Origin of the sequence: Achromobacter sp. E1, from assembly GCF_037039475.1 — a bacterium.
GTDB lineage: Bacteria > Pseudomonadota > Gammaproteobacteria > Burkholderiales > Burkholderiaceae_B > Achromobacter > Achromobacter mucicolens.
In genome coordinates this window covers 197,677-223,976 of the sequence record NZ_CP146253.1, presented here as the reverse complement: position 1 = coordinate 223,976, position 26,300 = coordinate 197,677, and the positions used below count along the sequence as shown (strand labels likewise).

Annotated in this window: 27 protein-coding genes; 7 read left to right on the top strand and 20 right to left on the bottom strand. The window is 65.5% G+C overall.

Going from position 1 to position 26,300, the window contains the following annotated elements:
• Positions 1–68: 68 nt before the first annotated feature.
• The gene (locus V6V88_RS01085) at positions 69–557 is read left to right on the top strand and encodes an Lrp/AsnC family transcriptional regulator (protein WP_223573895.1); all 489 of its coding nucleotides are present in this window, start codon (positions 69–71) and stop codon (positions 555–557) included.
• A 20-nt stretch (positions 558–577) separates the two neighbouring features.
• Entirely contained in the window at positions 578–976 is a 399-nt protein-coding gene (locus tag V6V88_RS01080; RefSeq protein WP_223573893.1) for a hypothetical protein, read from the top strand.
• A gap of 326 nt (positions 977–1,302) precedes the next feature.
• Here V6V88_RS01080 and V6V88_RS01075 read toward each other — a convergent pair whose 3' ends face one another.
• From V6V88_RS01075 to V6V88_RS01050, 6 genes are all read right to left on the bottom strand, one after another.
• Positions 1,303–2,361, bottom strand: a complete 1,059-nt coding sequence (locus V6V88_RS01075; protein ID WP_280002882.1) for a glycosyltransferase family 4 protein — start codon at positions 2,359–2,361, stop codon at positions 1,303–1,305.
• Complete coding sequence (locus tag V6V88_RS01070) at positions 2,358–3,680, bottom strand: UDP-glucose/GDP-mannose dehydrogenase family protein (protein ID WP_338617323.1); 1,323 nt, start codon at positions 3,678–3,680, stop codon at positions 2,358–2,360. Before V6V88_RS01070 ends, V6V88_RS01075 begins: the two co-directional genes overlap by 4 nt.
• A gap of 129 nt (positions 3,681–3,809) precedes the next feature.
• The gene (locus V6V88_RS01065; RefSeq protein ID WP_280002885.1) at positions 3,810–5,198 is read right to left on the bottom strand and encodes an MFS transporter; all 1,389 of its coding nucleotides are present in this window, start codon (positions 5,196–5,198) and stop codon (positions 3,810–3,812) included.
• Positions 5,195–6,568, bottom strand: a complete 1,374-nt coding sequence (gene glmU / locus V6V88_RS01060; RefSeq protein WP_280002887.1) for a bifunctional UDP-N-acetylglucosamine diphosphorylase/glucosamine-1-phosphate N-acetyltransferase GlmU — start codon at positions 6,566–6,568, stop codon at positions 5,195–5,197. The genes V6V88_RS01065 and glmU overlap by 4 nt, the downstream gene beginning before the upstream one ends.
• A gap of 69 nt (positions 6,569–6,637) precedes the next feature.
• Entirely contained in the window at positions 6,638–7,450 is an 813-nt protein-coding gene (locus V6V88_RS01055) for a PhaM family polyhydroxyalkanoate granule multifunctional regulatory protein (protein WP_338617320.1), read from the bottom strand.
• 44 nt (positions 7,451–7,494) lie between these two features.
• Positions 7,495–8,142, bottom strand: coding sequence for a glycine zipper 2TM domain-containing protein (locus tag V6V88_RS01050; RefSeq protein WP_280002891.1), 648 nt, complete (start codon positions 8,140–8,142; stop codon positions 7,495–7,497).
• 143 nt (positions 8,143–8,285) lie between these two features.
• Between V6V88_RS01050 and V6V88_RS01045 the strand changes: the two genes are divergently transcribed.
• Positions 8,286–8,504 (top strand): DUF3717 domain-containing protein, encoded by a 219-nt coding sequence (locus tag V6V88_RS01045; RefSeq protein WP_338617316.1) that lies wholly within the window; start codon positions 8,286–8,288, stop codon positions 8,502–8,504.
• A 15-nt stretch (positions 8,505–8,519) separates the two neighbouring features.
• On the opposite strand, the gene V6V88_RS01040 is transcribed toward V6V88_RS01045, so the two are convergent.
• From V6V88_RS01040 to V6V88_RS01020, 5 genes are read right to left on the bottom strand one after another with little or no spacing between them, the layout of a single operon-like run.
• Entirely contained in the window at positions 8,520–9,125 is a 606-nt protein-coding gene (locus V6V88_RS01040; RefSeq protein ID WP_280002893.1) for an SCO family protein, read from the bottom strand.
• 17 nt (positions 9,126–9,142) lie between these two features.
• Positions 9,143–10,036 carry a heme o synthase gene (gene cyoE, locus V6V88_RS01035; protein ID WP_062840201.1) on the bottom strand — a complete coding sequence of 298 codons (894 nt, stop codon included), beginning with the start codon at positions 10,034–10,036 and terminating at the stop codon, positions 9,143–9,145.
• Between the two features lie 13 nt (positions 10,037–10,049).
• Positions 10,050–11,087 (bottom strand): COX15/CtaA family protein, encoded by a 1,038-nt coding sequence (locus tag V6V88_RS01030; protein ID WP_128829755.1) that lies wholly within the window; start codon positions 11,085–11,087, stop codon positions 10,050–10,052.
• 19 nt (positions 11,088–11,106) lie between these two features.
• Positions 11,107–11,736 (bottom strand): hypothetical protein, encoded by a 630-nt coding sequence (locus V6V88_RS01025; RefSeq protein ID WP_223573887.1) that lies wholly within the window; start codon positions 11,734–11,736, stop codon positions 11,107–11,109.
• A 23-nt stretch (positions 11,737–11,759) separates the two neighbouring features.
• Entirely contained in the window at positions 11,760–12,572 is an 813-nt protein-coding gene (locus tag V6V88_RS01020) for an SURF1 family protein (RefSeq protein WP_338617311.1), read from the bottom strand.
• Between the two features lie 36 nt (positions 12,573–12,608).
• On the opposite strand from V6V88_RS01020, the gene V6V88_RS01015 reads away from it, so the two are divergent.
• Entirely contained in the window at positions 12,609–12,809 is a 201-nt protein-coding gene (locus tag V6V88_RS01015) for a twin transmembrane helix small protein (protein WP_056320319.1), read from the top strand.
• A gap of 163 nt (positions 12,810–12,972) precedes the next feature.
• On the opposite strand, the gene V6V88_RS01010 is transcribed toward V6V88_RS01015, so the two are convergent.
• From V6V88_RS01010 to coxB, 5 genes are all read right to left on the bottom strand, one after another.
• Complete coding sequence (locus V6V88_RS01010) at positions 12,973–13,848, bottom strand: cytochrome c oxidase subunit 3 (RefSeq protein WP_062840199.1); 876 nt, start codon at positions 13,846–13,848, stop codon at positions 12,973–12,975.
• A gap of 36 nt (positions 13,849–13,884) precedes the next feature.
• Complete coding sequence (locus V6V88_RS01005) at positions 13,885–14,109, bottom strand: DUF2970 domain-containing protein (RefSeq protein ID WP_056320324.1); 225 nt, start codon at positions 14,107–14,109, stop codon at positions 13,885–13,887.
• An 11-nt stretch (positions 14,110–14,120) separates the two neighbouring features.
• Entirely contained in the window at positions 14,121–14,246 is a 126-nt protein-coding gene (locus V6V88_RS01000) for a cytochrome oxidase small assembly protein (RefSeq protein WP_216639588.1), read from the bottom strand.
• 30 nt (positions 14,247–14,276) lie between these two features.
• Entirely contained in the window at positions 14,277–15,884 is a 1,608-nt protein-coding gene (gene ctaD, locus V6V88_RS00995) for a cytochrome c oxidase subunit I (protein ID WP_338617308.1), read from the bottom strand.
• A gap of 103 nt (positions 15,885–15,987) precedes the next feature.
• Positions 15,988–17,145: a cytochrome c oxidase subunit II gene (gene coxB / locus V6V88_RS00990; protein WP_280002896.1), complete on the bottom strand. Its 1,158-nt coding sequence runs from the start codon at positions 17,143–17,145 to the stop codon at positions 15,988–15,990.
• A gap of 289 nt (positions 17,146–17,434) precedes the next feature.
• Here coxB and V6V88_RS00985 point away from each other — a divergent pair, with 289 nt between their 5' ends.
• Positions 17,435–18,247 carry a DUF4743 domain-containing protein gene (locus tag V6V88_RS00985; protein WP_280002897.1) on the top strand — a complete coding sequence of 271 codons (813 nt, stop codon included), beginning with the start codon at positions 17,435–17,437 and terminating at the stop codon, positions 18,245–18,247.
• A 168-nt stretch (positions 18,248–18,415) separates the two neighbouring features.
• Here the strand turns inward: V6V88_RS00985 and V6V88_RS00980 are convergent, their stop codons facing one another.
• A complete protein-coding gene (locus V6V88_RS00980) occupies positions 18,416–21,112 on the bottom strand; it encodes a cation:proton antiporter (protein ID WP_338617304.1) in 2,697 nt (898 codons plus the stop codon).
• A 197-nt stretch (positions 21,113–21,309) separates the two neighbouring features.
• On the opposite strand from V6V88_RS00980, the gene cpdA reads away from it, so the two are divergent.
• Positions 21,310–22,149: a 3',5'-cyclic-AMP phosphodiesterase gene (gene cpdA, locus V6V88_RS00975; protein WP_280004012.1), complete on the top strand. Its 840-nt coding sequence runs from the start codon at positions 21,310–21,312 to the stop codon at positions 22,147–22,149.
• 316 nt (positions 22,150–22,465) lie between these two features.
• Here cpdA and rpoH read toward each other — a convergent pair whose 3' ends face one another.
• From rpoH to fghA, 3 genes are all read right to left on the bottom strand, one after another.
• A complete protein-coding gene (rpoH, locus tag V6V88_RS00970; RefSeq protein ID WP_175156369.1) occupies positions 22,466–23,386 on the bottom strand; it encodes an RNA polymerase sigma factor RpoH in 921 nt (306 codons plus the stop codon).
• A 113-nt stretch (positions 23,387–23,499) separates the two neighbouring features.
• The gene (locus V6V88_RS00965; protein WP_062840193.1) at positions 23,500–24,189 is read right to left on the bottom strand and encodes a hypothetical protein; all 690 of its coding nucleotides are present in this window, start codon (positions 24,187–24,189) and stop codon (positions 23,500–23,502) included.
• 96 nt (positions 24,190–24,285) lie between these two features.
• Positions 24,286–25,152 (bottom strand): S-formylglutathione hydrolase, encoded by an 867-nt coding sequence (gene fghA / locus V6V88_RS00960; protein WP_280004014.1) that lies wholly within the window; start codon positions 25,150–25,152, stop codon positions 24,286–24,288.
• Positions 25,153–25,386: 234 nt separating this feature from the next.
• Between fghA and V6V88_RS00955 the strand changes: the two genes are divergently transcribed.
• The gene (locus V6V88_RS00955) at positions 25,387–26,151 is read left to right on the top strand and encodes a hypothetical protein (RefSeq protein ID WP_062840191.1); all 765 of its coding nucleotides are present in this window, start codon (positions 25,387–25,389) and stop codon (positions 26,149–26,151) included.
• Positions 26,152–26,300: the final 149 nt, after the last annotated feature.

Sequence of the window (26,300 nt, the reverse complement as noted above, 5' to 3'; positions counted from 1 at the left end):
GGCAGTTAATTCCCTTACACAAATGTGATTAAATTATCTTTCGTCAAAGCGACAGTTTTGAATTAATCATGCAAAACATCTCAATTTCCCTGCCCGAACTCGATGATCTGGACCGGCGCATTCTTGAACAGTTACAAGAAGACAGCTCGCTGACCAACCAGGATCTGGCTGCGCGGGTGCACGCGTCGCCGCCGACCTGCCTTAGGCGGGTGCGGCGATTGGTGGAAGATGGGGTGATCGACCGCCAGGTGGCGATCCTGTCAGCCGAGAAGCTGGGCAGCACGCTGACGGCGATCGTGGAGATCACGCTGGACGTGCAGGCCGCCGAAAGCCTGGACGCCTTCGAGCAAAGCATGGTGACCGAACCCGCGGTGCTGCAATGCTATCGGGTGTCGCCCGGCCCGGATTTCGTGGTGATCGCGCAGGTAAAGGACATGCCGGCCTACCACGCGCTGGTGCATCGCGCCTTCACCGCGCAGGCCAACGTGCGCAATGTGCGCACGTTTTTTTCGGTGCATCGGGCCAAGTTCGAGACGCGGATTGATGTGCGGGGGTGAGGCAGTCGCGCAATTTCATCATGAACGAAGCGCGCCGCCCCCGACGGGTGGATAATGCGGCGAAGATGCACGAAAGGCCGTCGCCGATCTTTCAGGAGTTGACCTTGCCCACGCAATTCACCCCGTACCTCGAGATGATAGCCACCCACCTCAACGCCCCCTATGGTGAGGTGGTAAGCCCGACTGATGTCGCCGCCGCACTGCGCCACGGCGATTTGGCCTCGGTTGCGCACGACGCATTTGCGCAAGAATTACTCGCGCATATGTTCTTTGAGCTGGAACCGGAGTTCATTGGTCGAGCCAGCTTTGAAGCGGGTGTGCGCCTCGAAGAAGCTGACGCGCTGTACCAGAACGCCCGCCAGCATTTCGACCTGCCCCGGGCTGTGCGGTGGGAGGAAGCGCTCGAGGGGGTGCTGTGAATGGGGACTTCAAGGAAAGATATCCTGCTTCATCGCGCATCCGGCCCGTGGACGCGTTTGAAATCTTGTCCTACAGACCGAAGCACCTGCAGGCGCAATACCCGAGCAGGCGCTGGCATCGCTTCTAAAAGCCAAGCTTGATGGCTTGGACGCCGCCCTGACGCATATGTTGCAAAGGCCATCTCAGCGGGTCGCCTGGGATAGGATCAGAACTGACCGCTTGCCCGATCTGGATAAGACCGCTGCGTGGGCGAAGGAGAAGGTTGCGCAATGGCGCTGACGCCTCAACATCCGGACCCGTTGCCCATCGCTAGAGGCGTTCAACCCTACCTGCGCCCCACCAGCCGCTCGAACTGCGCCAGATACCGGTTCCCCATCTTCTGCACGTCGTGTTCATTGCGCACGTACTCATAAGCACGTTCGGTGACCTCGTGCCGAAATGCCGCATCATCCAGGCAACGCGCCATGCCCGCCGCCATCGCCTGATGATCCCCCACGGCGCATAGCACGCCGCGGCCGTCGGCCAGGCTTTCCTTCAGGCCGCCGGCGTCGGTGGACACCACCGGCACGCGCTGCAGGAAGGCGTCCAGCACGCTGCTGCCCAGCGCTTCTTCCTCGGAGCTCATGACGAAGACGTCGAGGATGCTGTAGAAGTCTTCCACGCCCTTGCGAAAGCCGGCAAAGCGGTAGACGTCTTCGATGCCAAGCTTCTCGGCCTCGTCCTTGGCCTGCTGTTCGCGGTCGCCGCCTGCGCCGAAGTGCAGGAAGACAAAATCACGGCGCGTCTTGGCCAGTTCGCCGACGGCGCGCACCAGCGTGACCGGGTCCTTGTCCCGAATGAGCGCGGCAGAGGTCGCCATGACCTTCTTGCCTTCCAGATCGAACTCGCGAACCAGGTTGGCGACGTTCTCGGTGTTGATCTGATGAGGCTCGACCGCGCTGCGGATGATGACGGGTTCGATGCCCAGGCGGCGCGGCTCGCTGGCCGCCATCTCGCTGATGGCCACGAAGAGGTCGGCGTGGCGCCACTTGTAGCCGGTCTTCCATTCGTCGCCCGGCTTGACCACGAACGACGTGCGGCGCGAGAACGCCACGGGCCGGCGGTGCAGCCATTTGGTCAGCACGGCCCAGGTGATGGTGTTGGCGGTCTGCGCGTGGATGATGTCGTAGCGGCCGGCGCCGGCCAGAAAGGCCAGCTGTCCGGGCACGTTGCGCACGGTGTGGGCGACGAATCCTTCCTGCCGGGCGCGCTCGGCCAGCGGCGCGCCTTCGCGGCACATCACTTCGACGTCATGGCCCGCCTTGCGAAAGGCGCGCATGCAATAAAGCGTCTGGCGCTCGCCGCCGCGCCAGCCCTTTTCGAAGTTCAGTTGCAGGATCTTCATGCGCGGCCGATGCCCGAGTACTCAAAACCCAGGCTGCGCACGTCGGCCGGCGTGTAGAGATTGCGGCCGTCGATGATGAGCGGCGTCTTGAGCAGCGCCTTGACGCGATCGAAGTCGGGCGCGCGAAAGACCTTCCACTCGGTGGCGATAAGCAGCGCGTCCGCGCCGTCCAGCGCGTCGTACATGTCGGAGGCGAAGCTGACGCCTTGATGGCCGGCCAGCACGCGGCCGGCCTCGTGCATGGCCACCGGGTCATAGGCGCGCACCTCGGCGCCGCGGCGCGTGAGTTCGGCGATGGCCGTCAGGCTGGGCGCTTCGCGCATGTCGTCGGTGTTGGGCTTGAAGGACAAGCCCCACAACGCGATCTTGCGTCCGCGCAGGTCTTCACCAAAGCGCTCGACCAGCTTTTCAGAAAGGCGGAACTTCTGCGCGTGGTTCGCGGCCTCGGCGGCCTCGATGACGCGCATCGGCAGGCCGTGTTCGGACGCGGTGTTGACCAGCGCCTGCACGTCCTTCGGAAAGCACGAGCCGCCATAGCCCGCGCCCGGGTACAGGAAGTGATAGCCGATGCGCGGGTCCGCGCCGATGCCTCGGCGCACCTGTTCAACGTCGGCGCCCAGCACTTCGGCCAGGTTCGCCATTTCGTTCATGAACGAAATGCGCGTGGCCAGCATGGCGTTGGCGGCGTACTTGGTCAGTTCGGCAGAGCGCACGTCCATCACCATCAGGCGGTCGTGGGTGCGCTGGAAGGGTTCATAGATGCGGCGCATGACGCCGATCGTGTAGTCGTCGTCCGCGCCGACGATCACGCGGTCCGGACTCATGAAGTCGTTGATGGCCGCGCCTTCCTTCAGGAATTCCGGATTGGACGCCACCGTGAACGGGATGTCCACGCCGCGCTCGGCCAGTTCCTTGGCGACCACGGCGCGCACCTTGTCGGCCGTGCCGACGGGCACCGTGGACTTGTCCACGATCAGCTTGCGCGAGGTCATGTGGCGCGCGATGTTCTGCGCGGCGGCCAGCACGTACTTGAGATCGGCGGAACCGTCTTCGCCGGGCGGGGTGCCCACGGCGATGAACTGGACGTCGCCGAACGCCACGCTTTGCGCGATGTCATCGGTGAAATGCAGGCGCCCGGCCTGCACGTTGCGGCGCACCAGGTCTTCAAGGCCCGGCTCGTAAATGGGAATGCCGCCCTGGCGCAGCAGCGCGATCTTGGCCGCATCCACGTCCAGGCACATGACATCGTTGCCCATGTCCGCCAGGCACGCTCCCGACACCAATCCTACGTAACCGGTACCCACGACCGTGATTTTCATGCCTGTGCGCCTTCAAAATAGGTAATCTTCGCGCCCGGAAAGTGAAACCGGGCGCCGGCCGCCATTATAGAAGCGGCCCGCGCCCGAGGGTCCGGGCGGGGTTCAAGGGGTGTTGGACCGCTGCCGCCGCTAGGCCCGCAGCTTGTTGAAGCGGACGGTGTTGACCACCACGGCCAGCGCCGCGCACACCGTGCCCAGCACCAGGGCCAGTCCCGGACCGTGGGCCGCGCTGACGCTGAAGGCGATGGCCACCAGTGCGGTGCCAAAGCTCTGGCCAAACACCCGGGTTGTGGCCTGCAGGCCGCCCGCCGCGCCGCTGCGCAGCCGGGGCGCGGCAGACAGCAGTGCGCGGTTGTTGGGCGTCTGGAAAAAACCGAAGCCCACGCCCGCCACGAACATGCCGGCAACGATGGGCCAGTTCGACACGGCGGACGGCAGCAGCGTCAGCCACAGCATGCCGGCAACCATCGTGGCCGCCCCCACGCCGCTCAGCGTGGCGGCGGAATAGCGGTCGGACAACCGCCCGGCCAGCGGCGCGATGATCGCCGTACCCACCGGCCAGGCGCCCATCAGCATGCCCACCTCAAGGTAAGGCCGGCCCAGCACCTGCTGGAAGTAGAACGGCAGCGACACGTAGGACGCCATCTGGGCGGCGAAGGTGCAGGCCGAGGCGCCCACGGCAAATGCCACCGGGCGGATCCGCAGCAGATCCACCGGCACCAGCGGCGCGGTCTGCTGGCTGGCGCGGCGCACCAGCACCAGTCCGGCCACCGCCGAGATCGCAACCAGGCCGATGCCCCGCAGCAGGTCCTCGCCCATCATGTCCACGCCCGAAATGAAGACGCCCAGCGTCGCCATGCACAGCAGCGCGCTGATCCAGTCCAGCTTCACATCGTTGCGCGGCACTTCCGGCAGATGGCGCAGGCCAAACATGGCAAGCGCGCAGATCGGCAGGTTGACGGCGAAGATCCACGGCCACGGCGCCACGGACAGGATGGCCGAGCCGATGGTGGGCCCGAGCACCGACATGACCGCCACCGTGGTGGCATTGATGCTGATGCCCCGGCCCAGCATCTTGAGCGGATAGATGTTGCGCACCAGGCCGCCGAACATGCACATGAGCGTGGCCGCCCCCAGCCCCTGGAACACGCGCGCGGCGGTCAATTGCCACAACGTGCCGGCAAGCGCGCAGCCCAGCGAGGCCAGCGTGAACAGCATCAGCCCGAACGTGAACATGCGGCGAAAGCCGATGCGCTCGGCCAGCGCGGACAGCGGCAAGAGCGCCATCACGACGGCAAGGTTGTAGGCGTTGACGATCCAGACTGCCTGCGCGGGCAGGGCGTTCAGATCCTTGGCGATCGTGGGCAGCGCCACGTTGGCGATGGTGGTGTCCAGCACCGACAGGCTGATGCCCGTCATCACGGTGGCCGCCGCCCAGTACCGGCGCGGCGCCGGCAGGCCGTCGGGGTGCGCGGGCCTGGCCCCGCCCCCCGCGGCCGCTTCCTGATCCTGCGTCACGACTTCTTTACCGGGCGCTGCCATCCGTCGACGGTGACCTGCTTGGGACGCGACACGGTCAGCTTGTCGGCCGGCGCGTCACGCGTGAGGGTGGTACCGGCGCCCAGCGTCGCGCCACGGCCCACGCGCACCGGCGCGACGAGCTGCGTGTCCGAGCCGATGAAGGCGTCGTCTTCGATGACGGTGCGGTGCTTGTTCACGCCGTCGTAGTTGCAGGTGATGGTGCCCGCGCCCACGTTCACGCGCGCGCCGATGTCCGCGTCGCCGATGTACGCAAGGTGGTTGGCCTTGCTGTCCGCGCCCAGCACGCTCTTCTTGATCTCGACGAAGTTGCCGACGTGGCTGCGGTCGCCCAGTTCGGCGCCAGGACGCAGACGGGCGTAAGGACCCACGCGCGCATCGCGGCCGACTTCGGCCTGCTGCAGATGGCTGAAGGCCTCGATGTGGGTACCCGCGCCAATGCTGACGTCGCGCAGCACGCAGTGCGGGCCCACGCGCACGCCGTCAGCCAGGGACACCTGGCCTTCGAAGACGCAGCCCACGTCAATGAAGACATCGCGGCCGCAAGTGAGCGTGCCGCGCACGTCAAAGCGCGCCGGGTCGGCCAGCGTGACGCCGGCCTCAAGCTGGCGGCGGGCCTGCTCGGCTTGCCAGCGGCGCTCCAGTTCGGCCTGCTGCACGCGGCTGTTCACGCCCAGCGTTTCCCAGCCGGCGCCCGGATGGGCCGCGCCCACGGGAATCTCGTCGACCACGGCCAGCCCGACCACGTCGGTCAGGTAGTACTCGCCCTGGGCGTTGTTGTTGTCGATGCGGGTGAGCCAGTTCTTCAGCTTCGCGGTGGGCGCGGTGAGGATGCCGGTGTTCACTTCCTTGATCTCGCGCTCGGCTTCCGAGGCGTCCTTGTGTTCGACGATGCGGCACACGCTGCCCTTGGCGTCGCGCACGATGCGGCCATAACCGGTGGAATCGGCCAGCACTTCGGTCAGCACGGCGGCGCCCTGGCCGCGCGCATCCAGAAGGCGCTTGAGCGTTTCCGGCTGCACCAGCGGCACGTCGCCGTACAGCACCAGCGTCACGTCGTCCTTGCCGTCGCCTTCCAGCAGTTGCGGCACGGCCTGCTGCACGGCGTGACCCGTGCCCTGCTGCGGCTGCTGCAGCACAAAGTGCAGATCCGGCTGGCCTTCGAATGCCTGCTTGACGCGATCGGCGCCATGGCCGACCACCACGACGATGCGCGCGGGATTCAGTTGGCGTGCGCTGTCCAGCACATGCGCCAGCATGGGTTTGCCGGCCAGCGTGTGCAGCACTTTGGGAAGGTCGGACTGCATGCGTTTACCCAGTCCGGCGGCAAGAATCACTACATTAAGCATAAGTTCCAGTAGGTTGAGAGACGGGCGGGCGGCCTGGCGGCGGCTCCGCGTGTCGATTGAAGGATGGGGTCAGGGCTTGCCGTCGGCAGGCCCGTTTTTCTTGGCTGTCTTGGCCGCTGGCTTGGCCGCTTTCTTGGCGGCGGCCGGCTTGCGTGCGGTGGCGGCGGGCTTGGCCGCGGGTTTGCCGGGCTTGGCCTGCGCCTCGGGATGCGAGGGTTCGGGCTTGGCGCTGGCCGTGCCCGGTGCGCCGGCGGGCATCGAGGCCGCGGTGGCGGCCGCGATCTGATTGAACTGCTGCTGCAGCAGCTCCCACCAGGCCTTGGATGCCGACTGCGCCGCGGCGCCCATCTGCTCGCTCATGGCGGCTGCCGCATCCGGCCCGGCGGAGGCGTCTTCGCCTTGCGCCTTGGCGCCGGATTGTGCGCCGGCGCTTTCCTTTTCATCTGCCGCCGCGGCATGGCCGGACGGCGCGGACGCCGCGGCCTTGGGCGCGGGCTTCAAGCCCAGCGCGACTTCCAGCGGCGACGGCGCCCCGGCTTCCGGGGTTGCGCCCATGTCCATGCGCGAGGCGCTGTCCACGAAGGCGCGCAGGGTGCTGATGGTGGAGCGTTGCACCTCCATGCCCTGGATGGTGCTGGAGAGCATGCTCAGATTCATGCGCAGCCAGTTTTCCACCGAGCGCAGTTCGGCAATGCGGCGGTCCAGGTCTTCGAGATTCATGGCCGGCGCCATGGGCAGGCTGCTGGCAAGACCGCCGGGGCCCGTCAGGCCCGCCCACGCCTGGCGCATCATCTCCATGCTGGCCAGAAGCGGATTGCCCGAGAGATCGGAATTCTGGCCCATGCCGGGCAGGACGAACGGATTGTTGAATTGGTCGCTCATTCCAGATCTCTCCATAGTGGGATGCTTGCTGTCCTCGGCCGGGATCAGCCGGGCAGCAATTGATTGTTCTCCACGCGCACGTGGTCGCCGGAGGCAAACGAGAACGGCTGCGCGCTGCGGAACTGGCGCTTGCTGCCGTCATTCATGCGGACCGTGAGCTCATAGTGCGTCACTGTTTGTTGCTGTCTGATATTACGCTCAACTTCACGGCCTGCCAAAGCGCCGCCGACCGCGCCCAGCACCGTCAGCGCGGTCTTGCCGTTGCCTCCACCAAACTGATTACCCACAACGCCGCCGGCCACGCCGCCCGCGATGGTTCCGACCAGATGGTTGCTGTCATCCTTGGCGGGCACCTGCACCTGGCGGATGGTCTCGACCACGCCGCAGCTGGCGCACGCCTGCTGTGCGGGCGCGGCGGCCGGACGCGGGGCCGGGGCGGCCTGCGCTTGCTGCGCCTCGCGCATCTGGCCGGCGGGCCTGCCCGCTCCAGGCGGCTCGGGCGCCAGGTTGGCGTCCTCGGGGCCGGCCTCGGCCACGGCTTGGTCCGCGTGCGGGTTAGCCGACGGCGACGGCAGCCAGCCCAGCACGGCGGCCACGCCCACCGAGCACATGACGATGACGGCGATCGCGGCGGCGGCAAGCAGCGGGTGCAGGCCGCGGCGCGGCGACGCGGTAGAGGTCGAAGTATTCATGACGATGCTCCATCGTAACTAACCGGCAGTGGTATAGCACCCGCGCGCGGTTTCGGCATGTTGCGATGGTGACCCTTCATTGCAGGGCGGATGAAGGGTGGATGGAGGGTGGACAGGGTGGGGCATTCGTGGACAATAGGCGCATGGATTTGATCACGCTGCCCCAACTCGAACAGGCCATCAACTACTGGCGCAACGCGTCGCCCTCGGTGGGCGAAGAGGCGCGCCTGTGTCCCGAAGCGGCCGCGCTTGCCACGCCCTACGCCTTGATGATCATCGCGCACCGGCGCGATATTTCCACCGCCGAACTCAGCGAGAAGGCCCGCGCCGCATTGGCCGCGTGGGCGGCGGCAAAGGCCTGAGCCCGCCCGGGGGAATCAACCCTTCAGCAGCGCCTGGATGTCCTGCGTCAGCGCGTCCACGCCGACGTTGTTGTTGACCAGCACGCGCGATTCGCCCTTGCCGTCCAGCAGGTAGAAAGCGGCCGTGTGGTCCATCGTGTAGTTGCCGTCCTTGGTGGGCGCCTTGGCGTAATAGGCCTTGAACGAGGCCGCCGCCTTCTTGACCTGATCGGGCGTGCCCGTCAGGCCCAGGAACCGCTGATCGAACGCCGTGACGTACTGCTTGAGCACCTCAGGCGTGTCGCGCTCGGGGTCCACCGAGATCAGCAGCACCTGGACGCGATCGGCATCCGGACCCAGCTTCTTCATGACTTCGGTCAGTTCAGCCAGCGCCGTGGGGCACACGTCTGGACACTGCGTGAAACCGAAGAACACGACCACGACCTTGCCGGAAAAGTCCGACAGCTGACGCAGCTTGCCGTTGTGGTCGGACAGTTCCATGCCGCGGCCCAATTGCGTGCCGGTGATATCGCTGCCCTTGAAGACGGGCTTGCTGTCGCCGCAGGCAGCCAGGGCGGCGGCGACGGCGGCAGCGGCGCCCAGTCGCAGGGCCAGCCGGCGGCTGGCGGAAAACACGGACATCGACAACCTCCAGGGGGTCAGCGCAACAGGGCGACCCAGTGGTCCACCAGCAGGGCGCCAAACAGCAGCGCCAGGTAGAGAATGGAAAAACGGAACATCCTGCGGGCCAGCTCGTCGCTGTATGCGCGGTACAGGCGCCACGCATACGACACGAACATGCCTCCCAGCACCAGCGCCGACAGCAGATAGAGTTCGCCGCTCATGCGGATGGCGTAGGGCAACAGCGTGGTCGCCATCAACGCCAGGCTGTACAGCAGGATGTGCAGACGCGTGAACTGGTTGCCGTGGGTGACCGGCAGCATGGGCAGGCCGGCCTTGGCGTAATCGTGGTTGCGATAAAGCGCCAGCGCCCAGAAGTGCGGCGGCGTCCAGATGAAGATGATGAGGACCAGCACCCAGGCCTCGGCAGGCACAGAATCGGCGACGGCCGCCCAGCCCAGCGCCGGCGGCATCGCGCCCGACAGGCCGCCGATCACGATGTTCTGCGGCGTGCGCGGCTTGAGGATGATGGTGTAGATGATGGCGTAGCCCACAAACGTGGCGAACGTCAGCCACATGGTGAGCGGGTTGACCATGTGGTAGAGCACGAACATGCCCGCGCCGCCCAGCAGACCCGACAGGCTCAGCACCTGGAATGCCGAAATGGTGCCGCGCGCCGTGGCCCGGCGCGCGGTGCGCAGCATGCGGGCGTCGACTTCCTGTTCGATCAGGCAGTTGATGGCGAAGGCGGCGGCGGCCAGCAGCCAGATACCGATCGTGCCGAACAGCACCCGGCGCATGTCCGGGATGCCGGGCGCCGCGAGGAACATGCCGATCACGGCGCAAAACACAGCCAGCTGCGTGACGCGCGGCTTGGTGAGAACGAGGTACTGGCGGAGCAATCCGGATTGAGGAGCGGCAAGACTGGTCATAGTGGACCTCATTTTAAACGCGCACCAAATTGGGGTCGTACCGCCCCGCCGGCTCGCGGCCGGCAGACGCCAGCCGCACCATCAACACCACGGCCGACAAGGTCAGGCCCGCCGCGCCCCCATTGTGCAGGACGGCGATCAGAAGCGGCCACTGAAAGAAGATGGTGGTCAGCCCCGTGAACAGCTGCGCGGCCAGGAGGGCCAGCATCAGCGTGGCCGGGCCGCGCAGGCCGGGCTCGGCGGCGCGCAGCCGCCAGGCCAGGATGCCCAGGTAGACGAACACCACGAAGGCGAAATTGCGATGCACCCAGTGGATCGCGGTCAGCGCGGGCTGCGAGATCATTTCGCCGGAAGGCAGTTCGCCCAGCCCCCGGATGACCGAATAGCCGCCGTGGAAGTCCATTTCCGGCACCCATTGCCCGTGGCACGTGGGAAAGTCCATGCAGGCCAGCGCCGCATAGTTGGTGCTGACCCAGCCGCCCAACGTGACCTGCACCAGCAGCAGCCCGAATCCGACCGCCACCCACGGCTTCCAGCGCACCGCCTCGGCGCTGACCGGCAGGTGCGGGCGCTCTCGTGAGGACAGCCAGGTCATCAACGCCAGCACCGACAGGCCAAACACCAGGTGCGCCGTCACGACGGCGGGCATGAGCTTGTGGGTCACGGTCCACGCGCCGAACGCGCCCTGCACGCACACGGCAACCAGCGTGGTGATGGCCAGCGCGGGCGAACGGCCCAGTTCGCGGCGATAGCGCCAGGCCATGTAGACGATGCCGATGATGAGCATGCCCAGTATGGCGCCGACGTAGCGGTGGATCATTTCGATCCAGGCCTTGGACAGCGTCACCGGGCCGAAGGGCATGGCCTGCGAGGCTTCGTGGATGTCGCCCATCGCGCCGATCGGCGTGACGCTGCCGTAGCAGCCGGGCCAGTCCGGACAGCCCAGCCCGGAATCGGTCAGGCGCACGAAGGCGCCGAACATGATGAGGTCCAGCGTCAGGAACCAGGTGAAGAAAACCAGCTTGCGATAACGCGCTTTGATGCGTTCCATATCAAAACCAAAAAACCGTTCAACCAATGCGCGAGTTATAGACCAGCTTGCTGATGTCCTTGCGCACCCGCACGCCATCCGCCTCAGCGGGATACTGCATCATCAGATTGCCCAGCGGATCGATCACCCAGATGGGGTCCTGCAGCCCGGGCTGCCCCGCGGCCGTGTCGCGCGCCAGCAGGAATCGGGCCAGCTGGTCCGGATTCACCCGCACCATGACCGTACCCTTGTATGCCTCCAGCACCTTGTCCGGCACCACCGCATCATCGGTAATGAACCACACGCGCGCCAGCCGATCCACGTTCTTGCCCTGGCTGGCGTGACTGTTGCGGGTGATGAAGAGCTTGCGCGCGCAGCTTTCGGGGCAGGCCGCGCCATCGGCGGCCACCAGCAGCCACTTGCCCTTCAGGCTCTGCAGATCGAACGGCTTGCCGTCCAGCGTGGTCAGGCGCAGTTCCGACGCTTCGGGCATCGGGCGTTGCGGCGACAGGAGCGTGCCGTAATTGCTGGAATCGCTGGGCCACCATTGCGGGTTCATGTAGACCACGAACGCGGCGACGATGGGCGCCAGCGAGCACAGGAACACCAGCACCATCGGCATCAGCGAACGCTTGCGTGCGGGCTTGTTGGATGAAATGTCGCGAGCCACTTTGTATCCTGGAATAGCGTTGGTCATCTGCGTGCCCGCATGCGAGCCTGCGCCTGCTGGTCCACGCGCTGGCGCCTGCGGCGGATGGCGCCCCCCAGCACCACCAGCCAGGCAATCGCCGCAATCGCGCCGAAAGCGAACCACTGTACCGCGTACGACGTGTTCTGCTGAAAATCCACCGACGGCTGGGGCCAGTCGCGCACCAGGCCGTCGTCCACCTGGCCGCTCTGGCTCAGCACCGTGGGCAGCAGATTCAATCGGGTCGCGCGCGCATAGTCGTCCAGCGGCAGGTTCTGCACTTGCGGCACCGCGCCACCCGCCACCGGCAGCGCCGCGGGAAGCGCGGAGGCGTCGGCGCCGCCCAGCGACCACAGTTCAAACAGGCGCGGCACGCGCACGGACAGCTCGCCTTGCACGGTCTGCATGCCCTCGGGCGTGGCCGGCAGCTGCGGCTCGCCCTGGCCCTGGATCACGCGCGGCAGCCAGCCCCGCAGCACCAGCACCGCGCGATTCGTGGCCGCATCCAGCAAGAGCGGCGTGGCCAGCCAGTAGCCCGGCCTGCCGTCGTGGTTGCGATTGTCCAGCAGTACACTGAATTGCGGCAGCCATGTCCCGCTGGCCTGCGCCACGCGCCACGGCGTCATGTCCGCGGGCGGCGTTGCCGGCGTCAGAAGCAGAGGCGCTTGCTTGCGGCCGGCTTCGATCGCGGCCAGAATGGCGCGTCGCTCATCGCTGCGGCGCATCTGCCATTGTCCCAGCGACACCAGGACCACCACGGCGAGGCCAAGCAACAATAAGGCGGCTACCGTGTAGCGGGTGGAATGCGGTCGGGACATCTGTCGTTGCTAAATCTGAATTGTCGGGAGACCACAATGCGCGTTTTCGTCGTTCTGGCCTTCATCGGGATACTGGCCAGTCTGGCATCCGCCCTGGTCTACCTGATGCGGGACAAAGGTACCACCAACCGCACGGTCAACGCGCTGACGGTCCGGATCGGCCTGTCGGTCGCCCTGTTCCTGTTCGTGCTGTTCGCCCATTACATGGGCTGGATCGAGAGCACCGGATTTAGATAGGCTGCCCGCCGCCCGGTTCCCCGGGCCTCGCGTGACGCCTGCCGCAGCGCCCCGCCAGATGAGCTGAAAGCGCGACGGAGGCCGGCATGCCGCCCGGCTCCCTTCGCGCTTTCCCTGCCGCAACGGCCGCCGGCGCTGCCGGCCGCCGTCAGGGCCAATGCGGTCAGAACCAATACACGAACAGGTACAGGCCCAGCCACACCACGTCGACAAAGTGCCAGTACCAGGCCGCGCCTTCGAACCCGAAGTGATGATCCGGCGTGAAATGGCCGCGGATCAGGCGGATCAGGATGACCGTGAGCATCGTGGCGCCCAGGATCACGTGGAACCCGTGAAAGCCGGTCAGCATGTAGAACAGCGACCCGTACGCGCCCGAATTGAACTTCAGGTTCAGGTCGCGGTAGGCGTGGATGTATTCGAACGCCTGGCAGCCCACGAAGACAAAGCCCAGGATGACGGTGGCCGCCAGCCAGAACTTGGCCTTGCCGCGGTGGTTCTCACGCAGCGCATGGTGGGCAATGGTCAGCGTGACGCCGGAGCTCAGCAGCAGCGCCGTGTTGATCGTGGGCAGCCAGAACGGACCCACCGTCTGGAAGGGCTCGACCACGCCCGCCGGGCCGAAGTTGGGCCAGGCCGCCTGGAAGTCCGGCCACAGCATCAGGCGGTGGTCGATGTCGCCCAGCCACGGCGTCGTGATGGTGCGCGTGTACCAGAGCGCGCCAAAGAACGCGGCAAAGAACATGACCTCGGAGAAGATGAACCAGCTCATGCTCCAACGGTACGAGCCGTCGATGCGCTTGCTGTTCAGGCCGATCTCGGATTCATGGATGGCGTCGCCAAACCAGTAATACATCACGATGATCACGCCGATGAATCCGACCAGCACGGACCACTTGCCCCAATCGGCGCCGTTGACCCAGGCCGCGGCCCCCAGGCCCATGAAGAGCAGTGCCACGGCCATGCGCACGGGATGGCCCGAGTCGGCGGGGACAAAGTAGTACGGTGCCTCTTTACCTTGAACCGAGTGACTTGCACTCATGGCTTTCTCCCTGGTACAGATTTAGATTTAGGTAATTCAAGTCAGGCTGGAAACAGCCCAACGAACAATTAAAACCAGCACAGTCACAAAGATTGCCGCTGCCAGCAGCCCGCCCACGATGACGTGGACGGGATTGAGCTTGGCGCTGTCCTCACGGTAGCCCGCGCCCTTGCGCACGCCGAAGAACCCCCACGCCACCGCCTTCATCGTCTGAAGGAAACTCAGCTTGCGCTGAGACGTTTCGCGAAGGTCGTCGCTCATGGCCGAGGCCTCTAGCCCACCGCCTTGCCGGTCAGCAAGGCCGAACCGCGGATCACCGTCCAGGCAAACACGGCAATGACGAAAACCAGAAGAACCAGTCCTGCGATCTTGTTACGACGGCGCTGCTCGGGTGTCATTGCTGTGCGGCCTGAAACATGGATAAGGGATTACTTCACTTCGGGCGGCGTTTCGAAGGTGTGGAACGGGGCGGGCGACGGCACCGTCCATTCCAGTCCTTCGGCGCCTTCCCACGGCTTGGCCCGGGCCGGTTCGCCCTTGCCCATGTAGCAGCGCAGGATCGCAACCAGGAAAATCAGCTGCGACAGGCCGAACCAGAACGCGCCGATGGTGGCGAGCTGATGGAACGTCGTGAACTGCGCGGCGTAGTCGGCGTAACGGCGCGGCATGCCCGCCAGGCCCAGGAAGTGCATCGGGAAGAAGGTCACGTTGAACGAGATCAGCGTGGACCAGAAGTGCAGCTTGCCCAGCTTTTCGCTGTACATGCGGCCCGTCCACTTGGGCACCCAGTAGTAGGCGCCGGCAAACAGCGCGAACAGGGAACCGGCCACCAGCACGTAGTGGAAGTGAGCCACCACGTAGTAGGTGTCGTGGACCTGGATGTCGATCGGCGCCACCGACAGGATCAGGCCCGTGAAGCCGCCCATCGTGAACACGAAGATGAAGCCGATGGAAAACAGCATCGGCGTCTCGAACGTCATGGAACCGCGCCACATCGTCGCGACCCAGTTGAACACCTTCACCCCGGTCGGGATGGAGATGAGCATGGTGGCGTACATGAAGTAGAGCTGGCCGGTCACCGGCATGCCCGTCGTGAACATGTGGTGCGCCCACACGATGAACGACAGCACGGCGATGGAGGCGGTGGCGTACACCATCGAGGCGTAGCCGAAGAGCTTCTTGCGGGCGAACGCGGGCACGATGGCCGACACGATGCCGAACGCCGGCAAGATCATGATGTAGACCTCGGGGTGCCCGAAGAACCAGAACACGTGCTGGTACAGGACCGGATCACCGCCGGCGGCGGCGTTGAAGAAGCCCGTGCCGAAGTGGCGGTCGGTCAGCACCATGGTGATGGCGGCGGCCAGCACCGGCATCACCGCCAAGAGCAGGAACGCGGTGATCAGCCAGGTCCAGCAGAACAGCGGCATCTTCATCAGCGTCAGGCCGGGAGCGCGCATGTTCAGCACGGTCACGATGATGTTGATGGCGCCCATGATGGACGAAGCGCCCATGATGTGGATGGCGAAGATGGCCAGGTCCATGCCCGGGCCCATCTGCAGCGACAGGGGCGCGTACAGCGTCCAGCCCGCTGCGGTGGCGCCGCCCGGCACGAAGAACGAGGCGGTCAGCATGATCGCGGCAACCGGCAGCAGCCAGAAGCTGAAGTTGTTCATGCGCGCGAACGCCATGTCGGACGCGCCGATCTGCATCGGGATCATCCAGTTCGCGAAGCCCACGAAGGCCGGCATGATGGCGCCGAACACCATGATCAGGCCGTGCATCGTGGTGAACTGGTTGAACAGTTCGGGGCGGAAGAACTGCAGGCCGGGCTCGAAGAGTTCGGTGCGCAGCAGAAGGGCCAGCGTGCCGCCCTCCAGAAGCATGACGAACGAGAAGATGAGATACATCGTCCCGATGTCTTTGTGGTTCGTTGCAAAAAGCCACCGGCGCCAGCCCGTGGGCACGCCGTGATGGTGGTCATCGTGACCGTGGCCGTGGCCCGGCGACACGTGGTCTACAGTGACGCTGCTCATGATGGACTCCTTCCTGCTGAGTGCCAGCCCCGTCCAACGGGGCGGCAGGGTATCTCTGACTAAACGGAACCGGTTCTACGGTGAAGGAACGGCGCGCGCGCAATCAGCGCGCGGGCGTGATGTCCTTCGGTAGAACCGTCGGGTCCTGCCCCTTGCCGGCATTGCTCCAGGCATGGCGCGTATAGCTGATGACCGCTGCGATCTCGACATCGTTGAGCTGCCCGCCGAACGCCGCCATGGCGGTGCCGGGCTTGCCCTTCAGCACGGTGTTGATCTGCTCCCCCTTGGGGCCCAGAACAACCTTGTCTCCGTCGAGCGGCGGGAAGGAACCGGGAATGCCCTTGCCGTTGGCCTGGTGGCAGGCCACGCAATTCGCCGCGAAAACCTTTTCGCCGCGGGCAACCAGTTCGGCTTCCGTCCACTCTTTATTGGGATCGTCGGCGTTTGCCGCCATCTTCTTCTTTTGGTCTTCAACCCACTTATCGTAGTCGGCTTGCGCCAGGACTTCCACGACGATGGGCATGAAGGCGTGGTCCTTGCCGCACAATTCCGCGCACTGGCCGCGATAGATGCCAGGCTTTTCGGCGTTGAACCAGGTGTCGCGAAGGAACCCGGGGATCGCGTCCTGCTTCACGCCGAAGTCCGGAATCATCCACGAGTGGATGACGTCGGCCGCCGTGAGGACGATGCGGATCTTCTTGTTGGCGGGAACGACCAGATGGTTGTCCACTTCCATCAGATAGAACTCGCCCTTGGGCGCGCGGTTCTCGATCTGGGCGCGCGGCGTGGAAAGCGTGGAGAGGAACTTGATGCCGGCGGCAGAGCCGTCGAGGTATTCGTAGCCCCACTTCCATTGATAGCCGGTGACCTTGACGGTCAGGTCGGCGCTGGAAGTGTCTTTCATGGCGACGACCGTCTTGGTGGCCGGCAACGCCATGGCGATGACGATGATGAAGGGAATGACAGTCCAGGCGACTTCGACACCCAGATGTTCGTGGAAGGTCGCCGCCTTGTGGCCGCGGGACTTCCGGTGCGCCCAGATGGAGTAGAACATCACTCCAAAGACGCCGATGAAAATCACAATACAGATCGTGAGCAGCAACCAATGCAGCCACATGATGTCGCGCGAAATCGCGGTGACGCCTTCATGCAGGTTCAGCTGATTGACCTTCGGACCGCCGGGCATGTTTTGCACCTGGGCACCGGCCACGCCGCCAATCAGCATCGCACAAGCCCCCAGTATCCCTCTCCACTTCTTCATGCTTACCTCGAAATACGGCGCGAAGGCCCATTTGCTGGTGGCGGAAGTCACCGGAATACGGGCAACACGCAATTATTAGATGGCAGGGCGATGCAGGGAGATAGAGCGGCCCTGTCGTTCCCTCTCGAAATCACAAAGAAACTGGCGGATTATAGCGGACGCGCAAACAGATGTAATTTAGTGCTCTTGAATTCATGCGGCCCGCCCCCACTTGGGCGCGCCCCCTTGACCGCGAGCCGTAAACAGGGTGGCTTAAAATCGCCCGCAACCTCATCACCATGGCGCCACGATGCAAAAGCCGCTGTCCGATCTGTATGCCGCCCTGTGCGCCCGCGCGCAGGAGCCCGCCCCCGAAGGCGCGCGCGCTTTATATATAGCGGGGCGACGCTGCGGCTGGGCCACGCACGCGGCCTGCGACGCGCTGCGCAACGCGCCCGAAACACAGTCCGACGGCACGGCATTGCGCATCGGCGAGGGCCTGGCGCCCGGCAATGCGCTGGACGCGGCGCTGGAACAGGCCGCAGAACTGTTGCGCCAAGCCAACTGCCTGCGCGGCTGGCGCGACGAACTGCTGGACGTATTGGATGGCGACGAGACGCTCGGCGTGATCGAACGCGCCGCCGTGCGGCCGCTGGGCCTGTTGACCAAGGCCGTGCACCTGAACGCCTGGACGCCCGATGGCAAGCTGTGGGTCGCGCGGCGTTCTCTCAGTAAATCCACCGATCCCGGTATGTGGGACACGCTGGTCGGCGGACTGGCCGGCAGGGGTGAAGACCTGGAACTGGCGCTGGTGCGCGAATGCGGCGAAGAGGCCGGCCTGGACGAACCCGATCTCGTGCGCCGCACGCCGCTGCGCACGATCCTGCGCATCCACCGCCGGCTGCCCGAGGGCTATCAGGTCGAAGATGTGCTGACCAGCACGTGCATCCTCGCGCCGGACGTCCGTCCCGCCAACCGCGACGGCGAAGTCATGGAAATCGCCACCCTCGACGTCGCCACGGCCCTGCACCATGTCGCCGAGGGCGAGTTCACGCTGGAAGCGGCATTGGTGCTGGTCGAGGACATCATGCGGCGCCAGGCCGCGGGCGAGATCACGATCTGATCAGGCGCCTGCCCGGGGCTGGGCTGGGCTGAACTGGGCTGGGCCGAGCCGAGCCAAGCTGGGCTGGGCTCGGCTGTGCGGGCCTGATACGGCGCAGAAGCTAGGACACGGGATTGGGCGGGGCGCCTAGCGGGGCGCGCCTAGCGGGGTGCGCCTAGCGGGGCGCGCCTAGCGGGGCGCGGGTTCTGGCGTTCCCAGCACGGGCCCCGCCGCGGCGCCATCGTCACCCGATGATTCACCGCGCAGTTCGCGGGCCGCTTGCAGATCCTCGGCCTGGGCCGGACTGCCCGCGCCAGCCGCTTCCGCGGCCTCGGCCGCCTGCGCCGAGCTGGGAGGCGGCACGGGCGCCGGCGCGGCGGCCGCGGCCGCAGACTGCTGCGAAAACTGCTTCCACACTTCAATCGCGCGCAGGCGCTGCTTGGCCACGACCTGAATGCGTTCACGCAGGTTTTCGTCGCGGTCGAGCAGGGCGTGGAAGTCGCGCGACGACAGCATCAGCAGCTTGCTGTAGCCCAGCGAGGTCACGTCCGGCGTAAGCTGCACTTCGCCCAAAAGACCCAGTTCACCGAAGAATTCGCCGCTGCCCAGTTCGATCATGGTGTTGTCGGGCAGATGGACCGCCACGGCGCCCGACGCCACGAAGCACATTTCCTCGCCGTGCCGCCCCTTCGTCAGAACCCGCTGATCGGGCAACGCCAGGCGGGGCTTGAGCAGCTTGCTGATGGCGCGCAGCGAATCGGGCGACAGGCCCTCGAACAGCGGCACGCGCTTGATGAGTTCGGCCGCGCTCATTTCGATGTCCAGCGGCGGGTGCTTGTCGATGTGCGCCCAGCGGCTTTTCAATTGCTCGGTCAAGTCCGCATAGACTTCGCCGCTGATCAGAAATTGCTCAAGCATGTCGCGATAGCGGATGCGTTCGAGCTCGCGGGCCACGCGGCCCAGATAACTTTCCTGCAGCCATTGGGCGTACGACGGATACTGCAGGTTCAGCGCCTGCAAGGCGTTTTCGACCAGATCCAGACGACGGTGGTGCAGCGACACGATGCGCTGCGTGGCCTCTTCGCCAAGCAGCGGCGTGATCTGCTCGCGCGCGAAGGCAATCAGGCGCTGCGCGACCGAGCGCTTGCTCATCAGGTTGGCAAAGCGCTGGCCAAGCTCGCGCGCCAGCCAGCCCTGAAAGCCGAACAGGTAATGCAGCCGCAATGCCAGCCGGAAACCCGTCGAATAGCGGACATCGGCGACAATGGCGCGCTCGAAGCCTTCAACGCCGCCCAGCCGGATCGCGTCTTCCAGCCGTTCGGCCCGCGCCAGCAGGGTTTCGGCCATGCGCCAGTCCACGATCTGCGCCTTCAGAATGTCGAAGAACATTTCCTCTTCGCGCTGGGCAACCATGGCCAGTCCCACGGACACGCGCTGCTCGTCGGTCATCTGGCTGACCCGGCCGTCGTGCACGCTGGCCAGGCTGGCGTCGAACACGGCGCGGATACGGTCGCGGACTTCGTTGCCGATGTGCTCGGACTTGGCCACTTCCTCGGTCTTGCCCTGCAGATCTTCCAGCGCCACGGCCAGCACCTGATTGCGGATAGTGCGCTCGACCGGCGACAGCTGGTTCAGCCCCAACATGCGAATCAGCGGCCGCAGGCTGATGCCGTTGACGAACAGAGTCATCAGCACAAAGCCCGTAGTGGCCACGGCGATGAATTGACGCGCCTCTTCGGGCACGCCGCTCTGCTCGGTCACGGCCAGCGCCAACGCTAGCGACACGGCGCCGCGCAATCCGCCCCACAGCATCACCACCTTGTACGGATTGCTGACCTTGGTGCCCAGCCGGGTCAGGCCAAGCAGCGGCAGCAGCCCAAACACCACTAACCCGCGCGCAAACAGCGTCGCCACGAACACCACGGCCACCAGCACCAGCTCCTGCCAATCGGCCGCCGCCATCAGCTTCGGGATCAGCATAGCGGCGAACAGGAAGATGAGGGAGTTGGCCCAGAAGCCAAACTGCTCCCAGGCGCTGGCCAGGTGCTCGAAGGTGGTCGGCGACATGCGGGTGCGGCCGGTGGACCCGACCACCAGGCCCGCGATCACGGTGGCGACCACGCCCGACACGTTCAGGTAATGCTCGGAGATGAAGAAGGACAGATACGCCAGCGTCAGCGTCAGGGTGATCTCGGCCGTGGGAAAGCCGCGCAGCCAGGCGAACAGAAAGCAGGCCAGGCGCCCCATCGCAAACCCGGCCACGCCGCCGCCGATGAAGTGCACGATGAAGTCATTGAAGATGCCGCTGACGGACAGTTCGCCTTTGCCGCTAAGCACGGCCAGCAGCACGGAATACAGGGCAATGGACGCCGCGTCATTGAACAGGCTTTCGCCCTCGACCAGCGTCGTCAGCCGCTTGGGCGCACCCACTTCGCGAAAGATCCCGACCACTGCCACCGGGTCCGTCGTCGCCACGATGGCGCCCAGCAGCAGGCAAACGACCAGGCCATAGGGCGAGATGGCGTCCAGCGTCACACCCACCACGACCGTGCAGACAACCACGGCCACGATGGCCATCATCAGGATCGGCCCGATGTCGTCCATCAGCCGCCGCACGTTCATCGACAGCGCCGTCTCAAACAGCAGCACCGGCAGGAACACCATCAGGAAGGTCTCTGACGAGATCTCGAAGCGCTCCAGCGAATCGAGAAAGTCGCCGATCCAGGCAGGCGCCCAGCCGTGCAAGTGAATGACGATCCCGAGCAGACAGCCGACGATGGCGAGCAGCACCGAATAGGGCAGCTTGACGCGGCCGGCCAGGGGCGGCATGAAGCAGACCAGCGTCAGCAGGCCCGCAAGACCAAATACGAGAAAACCAACATCCATGGGTAGCGCCGCGTCCCGATCGTAGTGCTTGTGGAAAGTTTCACAAGAATAGCGGCTTTTTTCCGGCGCTCGCGGCTGGGGCGTGACGGGAATCGGGGAGAATGCACGTTTCGTTACCCCAATGGACGCTTGCGAAACGTGCCGCGCCATGTTTTTTGGGTAATGTGGCATCACGCGAACTTTTGCAGGAGCGGCACGTGGCACGCATCCACACCTTGACCCGGCGCCACGACGCGCCCGCGATGCTCGTCCAGTTGACCGATAGCCATCTTTTCGGCGAGCCCGAGACGTCGATGCTGGGCGTCAATACCGACGCAAGCCTGCGCGCCGTACTGCGCCAGATCGAAGCCGACGGTAAGCACCCGGACCTGCTGCTCGCCACGGGCGACCTGTCGCAGGACGGCGAGGCCGCGGGCTACCGACGCTTCGCGCGCATCCTGTCCGAATCAGCCGCGCTGGAACGCGCGACCATCCGCTGCCTGCCCGGCAATCACGATCAACCGTCCGTCCTGCGCCAGGAACTCTCCGACTGGTCCATGCCCGTGACCGACGTGGGCGCATGGCGCATCGTTGCGCTGGACACCACGGTGCCCGGCTCGAACGCGGGCCATCTAGGCAACAGCGAACTGGACATGCTGGAAGCGGCGCTGGCGCAGGCGCCCGATCGCCACACGCTGGTGGCGATGCACCATAACCCGATGCAGATCGACAGCCACTGGCATGACTCGATGATGATCGACAACCCCCAGGCGCTCTTCAAGCTGCTGGCGCGATTTGCCCAGGTGCGCGTGCTGCTCTGGGGCCATGTGCACCACGAGTTCGACCGCCGCCGGCACAACCTGCGCATGCTGGCCACGCCCTCGACGTGCTTTCAATTCAGCATTCGCGACGGCAAGCACATCGTCGACAACATGGCGCCAGGCTACCGGTGGATCAAGCTTTATCAGGACGGGTCGATGGCGACCGGCGTGCGCCGCGTGCAGGACGCGCTATGGCACACGGCGCTGGCGGCGCCGGACAGCGCGCGGGCCGCATGATTCCTTGCAGCGCTTGCGTTCCGAGCGCGCATAAAAAACGGGGCACCGATATGCTAGGTGCCCCGCAAGCATCCGTCTCATAGGGGAGGGGAAAGAGGAGAAGCCGAGACGGATGACAAGACTGCTAACCGAAGTTCGCGGTCTACATGAAGTTAGGCGGCGCCTTCCCCATTAAGTTTCTGCGAACCCAGAAAATTTAACCCCGAATTTGTATCAATTTATTGGCCACCCACCGCGCGCGGCCAAAGAAAAAGGCCGCAACTTGCGGCCTTTGACCTGGGTGCAGCGACGGGCGCGGCGACGGGGGCTGGCAACCTCACGAGGCGAGGTTGCCGCGCATCTTCTTCAGCGCCGCCGCTTCGATCTGGCGGATGCGTTCGGCAGACACGCCGAACTCTTGCGCGAGCTCGTGCAGCGTGGCGCCGCCGTCGTCCTGCAGCCAGCGGGCTTCGACGATGCGGCGCGAGCGCGGATCCAGCGCATCGAGCGCACCGGTCAGGCCGGCGCTTTGCAGCTGATCGCGCGCCGCGCGCTCCAGCACGCGGGTGGGCTCTTGGCGGCCTTCGTCGGACAGGTAGGCGATCGGCGCGTAGCTGTCGTCGTCGTCGTCCTGGTTTTCCAGCGACATGTCGCGGCCGGACATCCGGACTTCCATTTCGCTCACGTCTTCGTGGCGAACGTTCAGCTCGCGAGCAATGTGATCGACCTGTTCCGGATCCAGGGTCTGGCCGTCCGGACGCATGCTGCGCAGGTTGAAGAACAGCTTGCGCTGCGCCTTGGTCGTGGCCACCTTGACCAACCGCCAGTTGCGGATGATGTATTCGTGGATTTCGGCCTTGATCCAGTGAACGGCGAAGGACACCAGGCGAACGCCGCGCTCGGGGTCAAAACGCTTGACGGCCTTCATCAGGCCGACGTTGCCTTCCTGGATGAGGTCGGCGTGGGGCAGGCCATAACCCAGGTATTGCCGGGCCACGGACACCACAAGGCGCAGGTGCGACAGAATCAGCTCGCGAGCGGCGCCCAGATCTTCCTGGTCACGCAGGCGGCGGCCGAGTTCCGTTTCGCGATCCGCGGACAGCACCGGCAGGCGGTTGACCGCAGAGATATAGGCGTCGATCGTGCCGAGAGCGCCCGGATTGGCAATGGCCAACGCCAGAGCGTTGCCGGAAGCGGTCAACGAGGTACTGGGTTGTTTCATAGCGGGGGTCTCCGGATGGCGAAGAGATAACGACATGAATTCGATGTTAGCACTCAAGTAATAGGAGTGCTAATTCGACTGTTGCGACGCGTCAAAGTTTCGTTCTGATGGCGCGTCCCTATTTATTCGGGCCGCCCAGTGTAATGGCTTTACCAGCCCAGGCGCTTCAGCCCTTCGGCGGTGGCCTGACCGTCCGGACGGATGAAAAGCGCGCCACGCGGATCCATGAAGACCTGGTAGCGGGCCCCGTCAAACAGCGGCATGTACGCGCCGCTGCCAAATTGGACATCGACAAAGGGGAACCAGTTCGGAAAACTTTTCTTCAGGGACCCGAGGTCGGGTGCCGGCCAATCGTCCAGCGAGTGCACCGAACGCGTGGCGGTGGCCTCGCGGGCGGCATCGCTATAGCGCCCGGACAGGCGCTCAAGCCGGTACAGCGGCGGCACGCCGGCCATCAGCGCGGGCAATCGCCAGCGCACGACCCGGGCGTCGATCTGCCACTGGTCGCCATATAGAACATATTGCTTTGAGCCGATGGCGGGCGCGCTGGCATTGACCTGGAACTGGCCCTCGGCCTGTTGGCGAACGTCGATGCTGGCCACCGGCTCGTCGGTGGTCAGGCGCACGAACTGCACCAGCGACAGGGCCAGCAGACCGGTCACGCATCCCAGGCACACCAGCAGCAGGCCGCACGTGCGGCGCACCGGCCGGAACTGGAACATGCGGCGACCGCGTTCGTCTCGCGGCCCACCGCGGCCCAGCAACATGACCAAGCCCGGCAAGAGGACGATGACGGCGCCCAGCAGGATCCAGGCGAAGGGAGCGATTCCGTTGATCAAATCAGACGTTCCTATTCAAGCCGCCGCAGGCTGCAGCGCGGCGGGCGCAGGAAGCCGCCACCCGCCGCGGCAGGTCCGCCAGTATAGAAGCGGGCGTCAGGCGCCCGGTTTTCCAAGCCGCTCGACGTGAAACCGGATGTGATCCTCGATGAACGTCGAGATGAAGTAGTAGCCGTGGTCGTAGCCGGGCTGGCGGCGCAGGGTCAGCGGCTGACCTGCGGCCGCGCATGCCGCCTCGAACACCTCGGGATACAACTGCTCGGCCAGGAATTGGTCCGCGTCGCCTTGGTCGATGAGGATGCCGCCGGGGAAAGGTTGCTGCAGGCCGCGCATCAGCGCGGAGGCGTCATAGGCCGTCCAGTCCGCTTCGTCGGCGCCCAGATAGGCGCCGAACGCCTTCTTGCCCCACGGGCACTGACTGGGCGCGGCGATCGGCGCAAATGCCGAGACCGAACGGAACTTGCCGGGGTTGCGCAGCGCCAGCACCAGCGCGCCGTGACCGCCCATGGAGTGGCCGAAGATGCCGGTGCGCGACGCGTCGCCCCGCAGAGCGCCGCCGGTGACGATGCCGTGCAGCTCCTGGGTGACATAGCTGTACATGCGGTAGTGGTCGCGCCACGCGGGCGTGGTGGCATCTACATAAAAGCCGGCGCCGGTGCCCAGGTCCCAACTTTCGTCTTCGCCGGACACGCCTGCGCCGCGCGGGCTGGTGTCGGGCGCAACCAGCATGACGCCCAATTCGGCCGCCAGCCGCTGCGCGCCCGCCTTGATCATGAAGGTCTCTTCGGTGCAGGTCAGACCCGCCAGGTAGAACAGCACCGGCACCGGACCCTGCTCGGCCTGCGGCGGCACGTAGACGGAAAACCGCATGGGCAGCCCGATCTCCGTGGAGGCGTGGCGGTAATAGCGCTGCGTGCCGCCGAAGCACCGATGCTGCGAGATGAGTTCGAGGGACGCGGCCATGGCTTGCTCCGGAAAAGAGGTTGGAGATCGGAAAAATCGTCGGCGTTAGGGGAATCCACGGTGCGACGTTCCGTCGCCGAATGTTAACCTGCCCCTCAATGAGCGCCCGCCACAAAAAAACACGATTCCGCGCTCAGATTGTGGTCACGGGACTTGACCAGCGCCCACCGTGGCACTATTTATATACCGTGAGTGAAGACAACCCGTTCTTCCTGATACGCAAGCCCTGACACTATGGCCCGACTGCCCCGTCTGTACGCCCCTGGGCTGCCCCAACTGGTGCAGGCCAACTTTATTCAGCCGTTGGCGGCGCCATCGCAACCTGCGCCCGCCGACATCCTGAATCAGCTCGCCACCTGGCTGGGCGAATCGGCCCAGCGGCACCGGGTGTCGGTGCACGGCTGGCTGCTGGCCAATGACCGCATCCTGCTCCTGGCCACGCCCGCCGACGAAGAAGGCCTGCCCCGCTTGATGCAGACGCTCGGCCGCAATCTGGCGGCGCGGCTGCGCGGCGGCCGGGTGTTCGCGGGCCGTTACCGATCTGCCTTGCTGGAACCCGGCGCGTGGGTGCTGCCTTCGCTGGTCTGGCTGGAGACGTATCCGGTTCGCAGCGGGGCCTCGCAGGATCCCGACTCGTGGCCGTGGTCGTCCGCGTCCAGCCATACCGGCAACACCAGCGCCGCCCCCGCGCAATGGCAATCCGATCACGCCGATTACTGGGCCTGCGGCAACACGCCGTTCGACCGTCAGGCCAACTATCGCAAGCGGCTTCAGGATGGCCTGTCGCGCGAGGAAACCCAGCGCATCGACCAAGCCGTTTCCGGTCAATGGGCGTTGGGCGGCCCGAGCTTCATCGCCAGCCTGGCTCACACCGCGAGCCGGCGCGTGGCGCCCGGCCAGCGGGGCCGGCCCCGCAAGAAGCCTGCGGCCGCAGCCGCGGACAACGAATCCAGCCCGCCGGCGCCGTCGACATCCACACCGCCGGCCACCAATTCCTGATCCTTCGACCCGCCTGCACGGCGGGTTTTGTTTGCCTGGGCGTCCTGCGCTGGAACCTGACGGCTTCCCCCGCGGCATGAGCGCGTGCCGCAGCATCGCGTCCGCAGGGCTGCGCGTGGCGGGCGGGATCAGTGCAGTTTCGCCACACC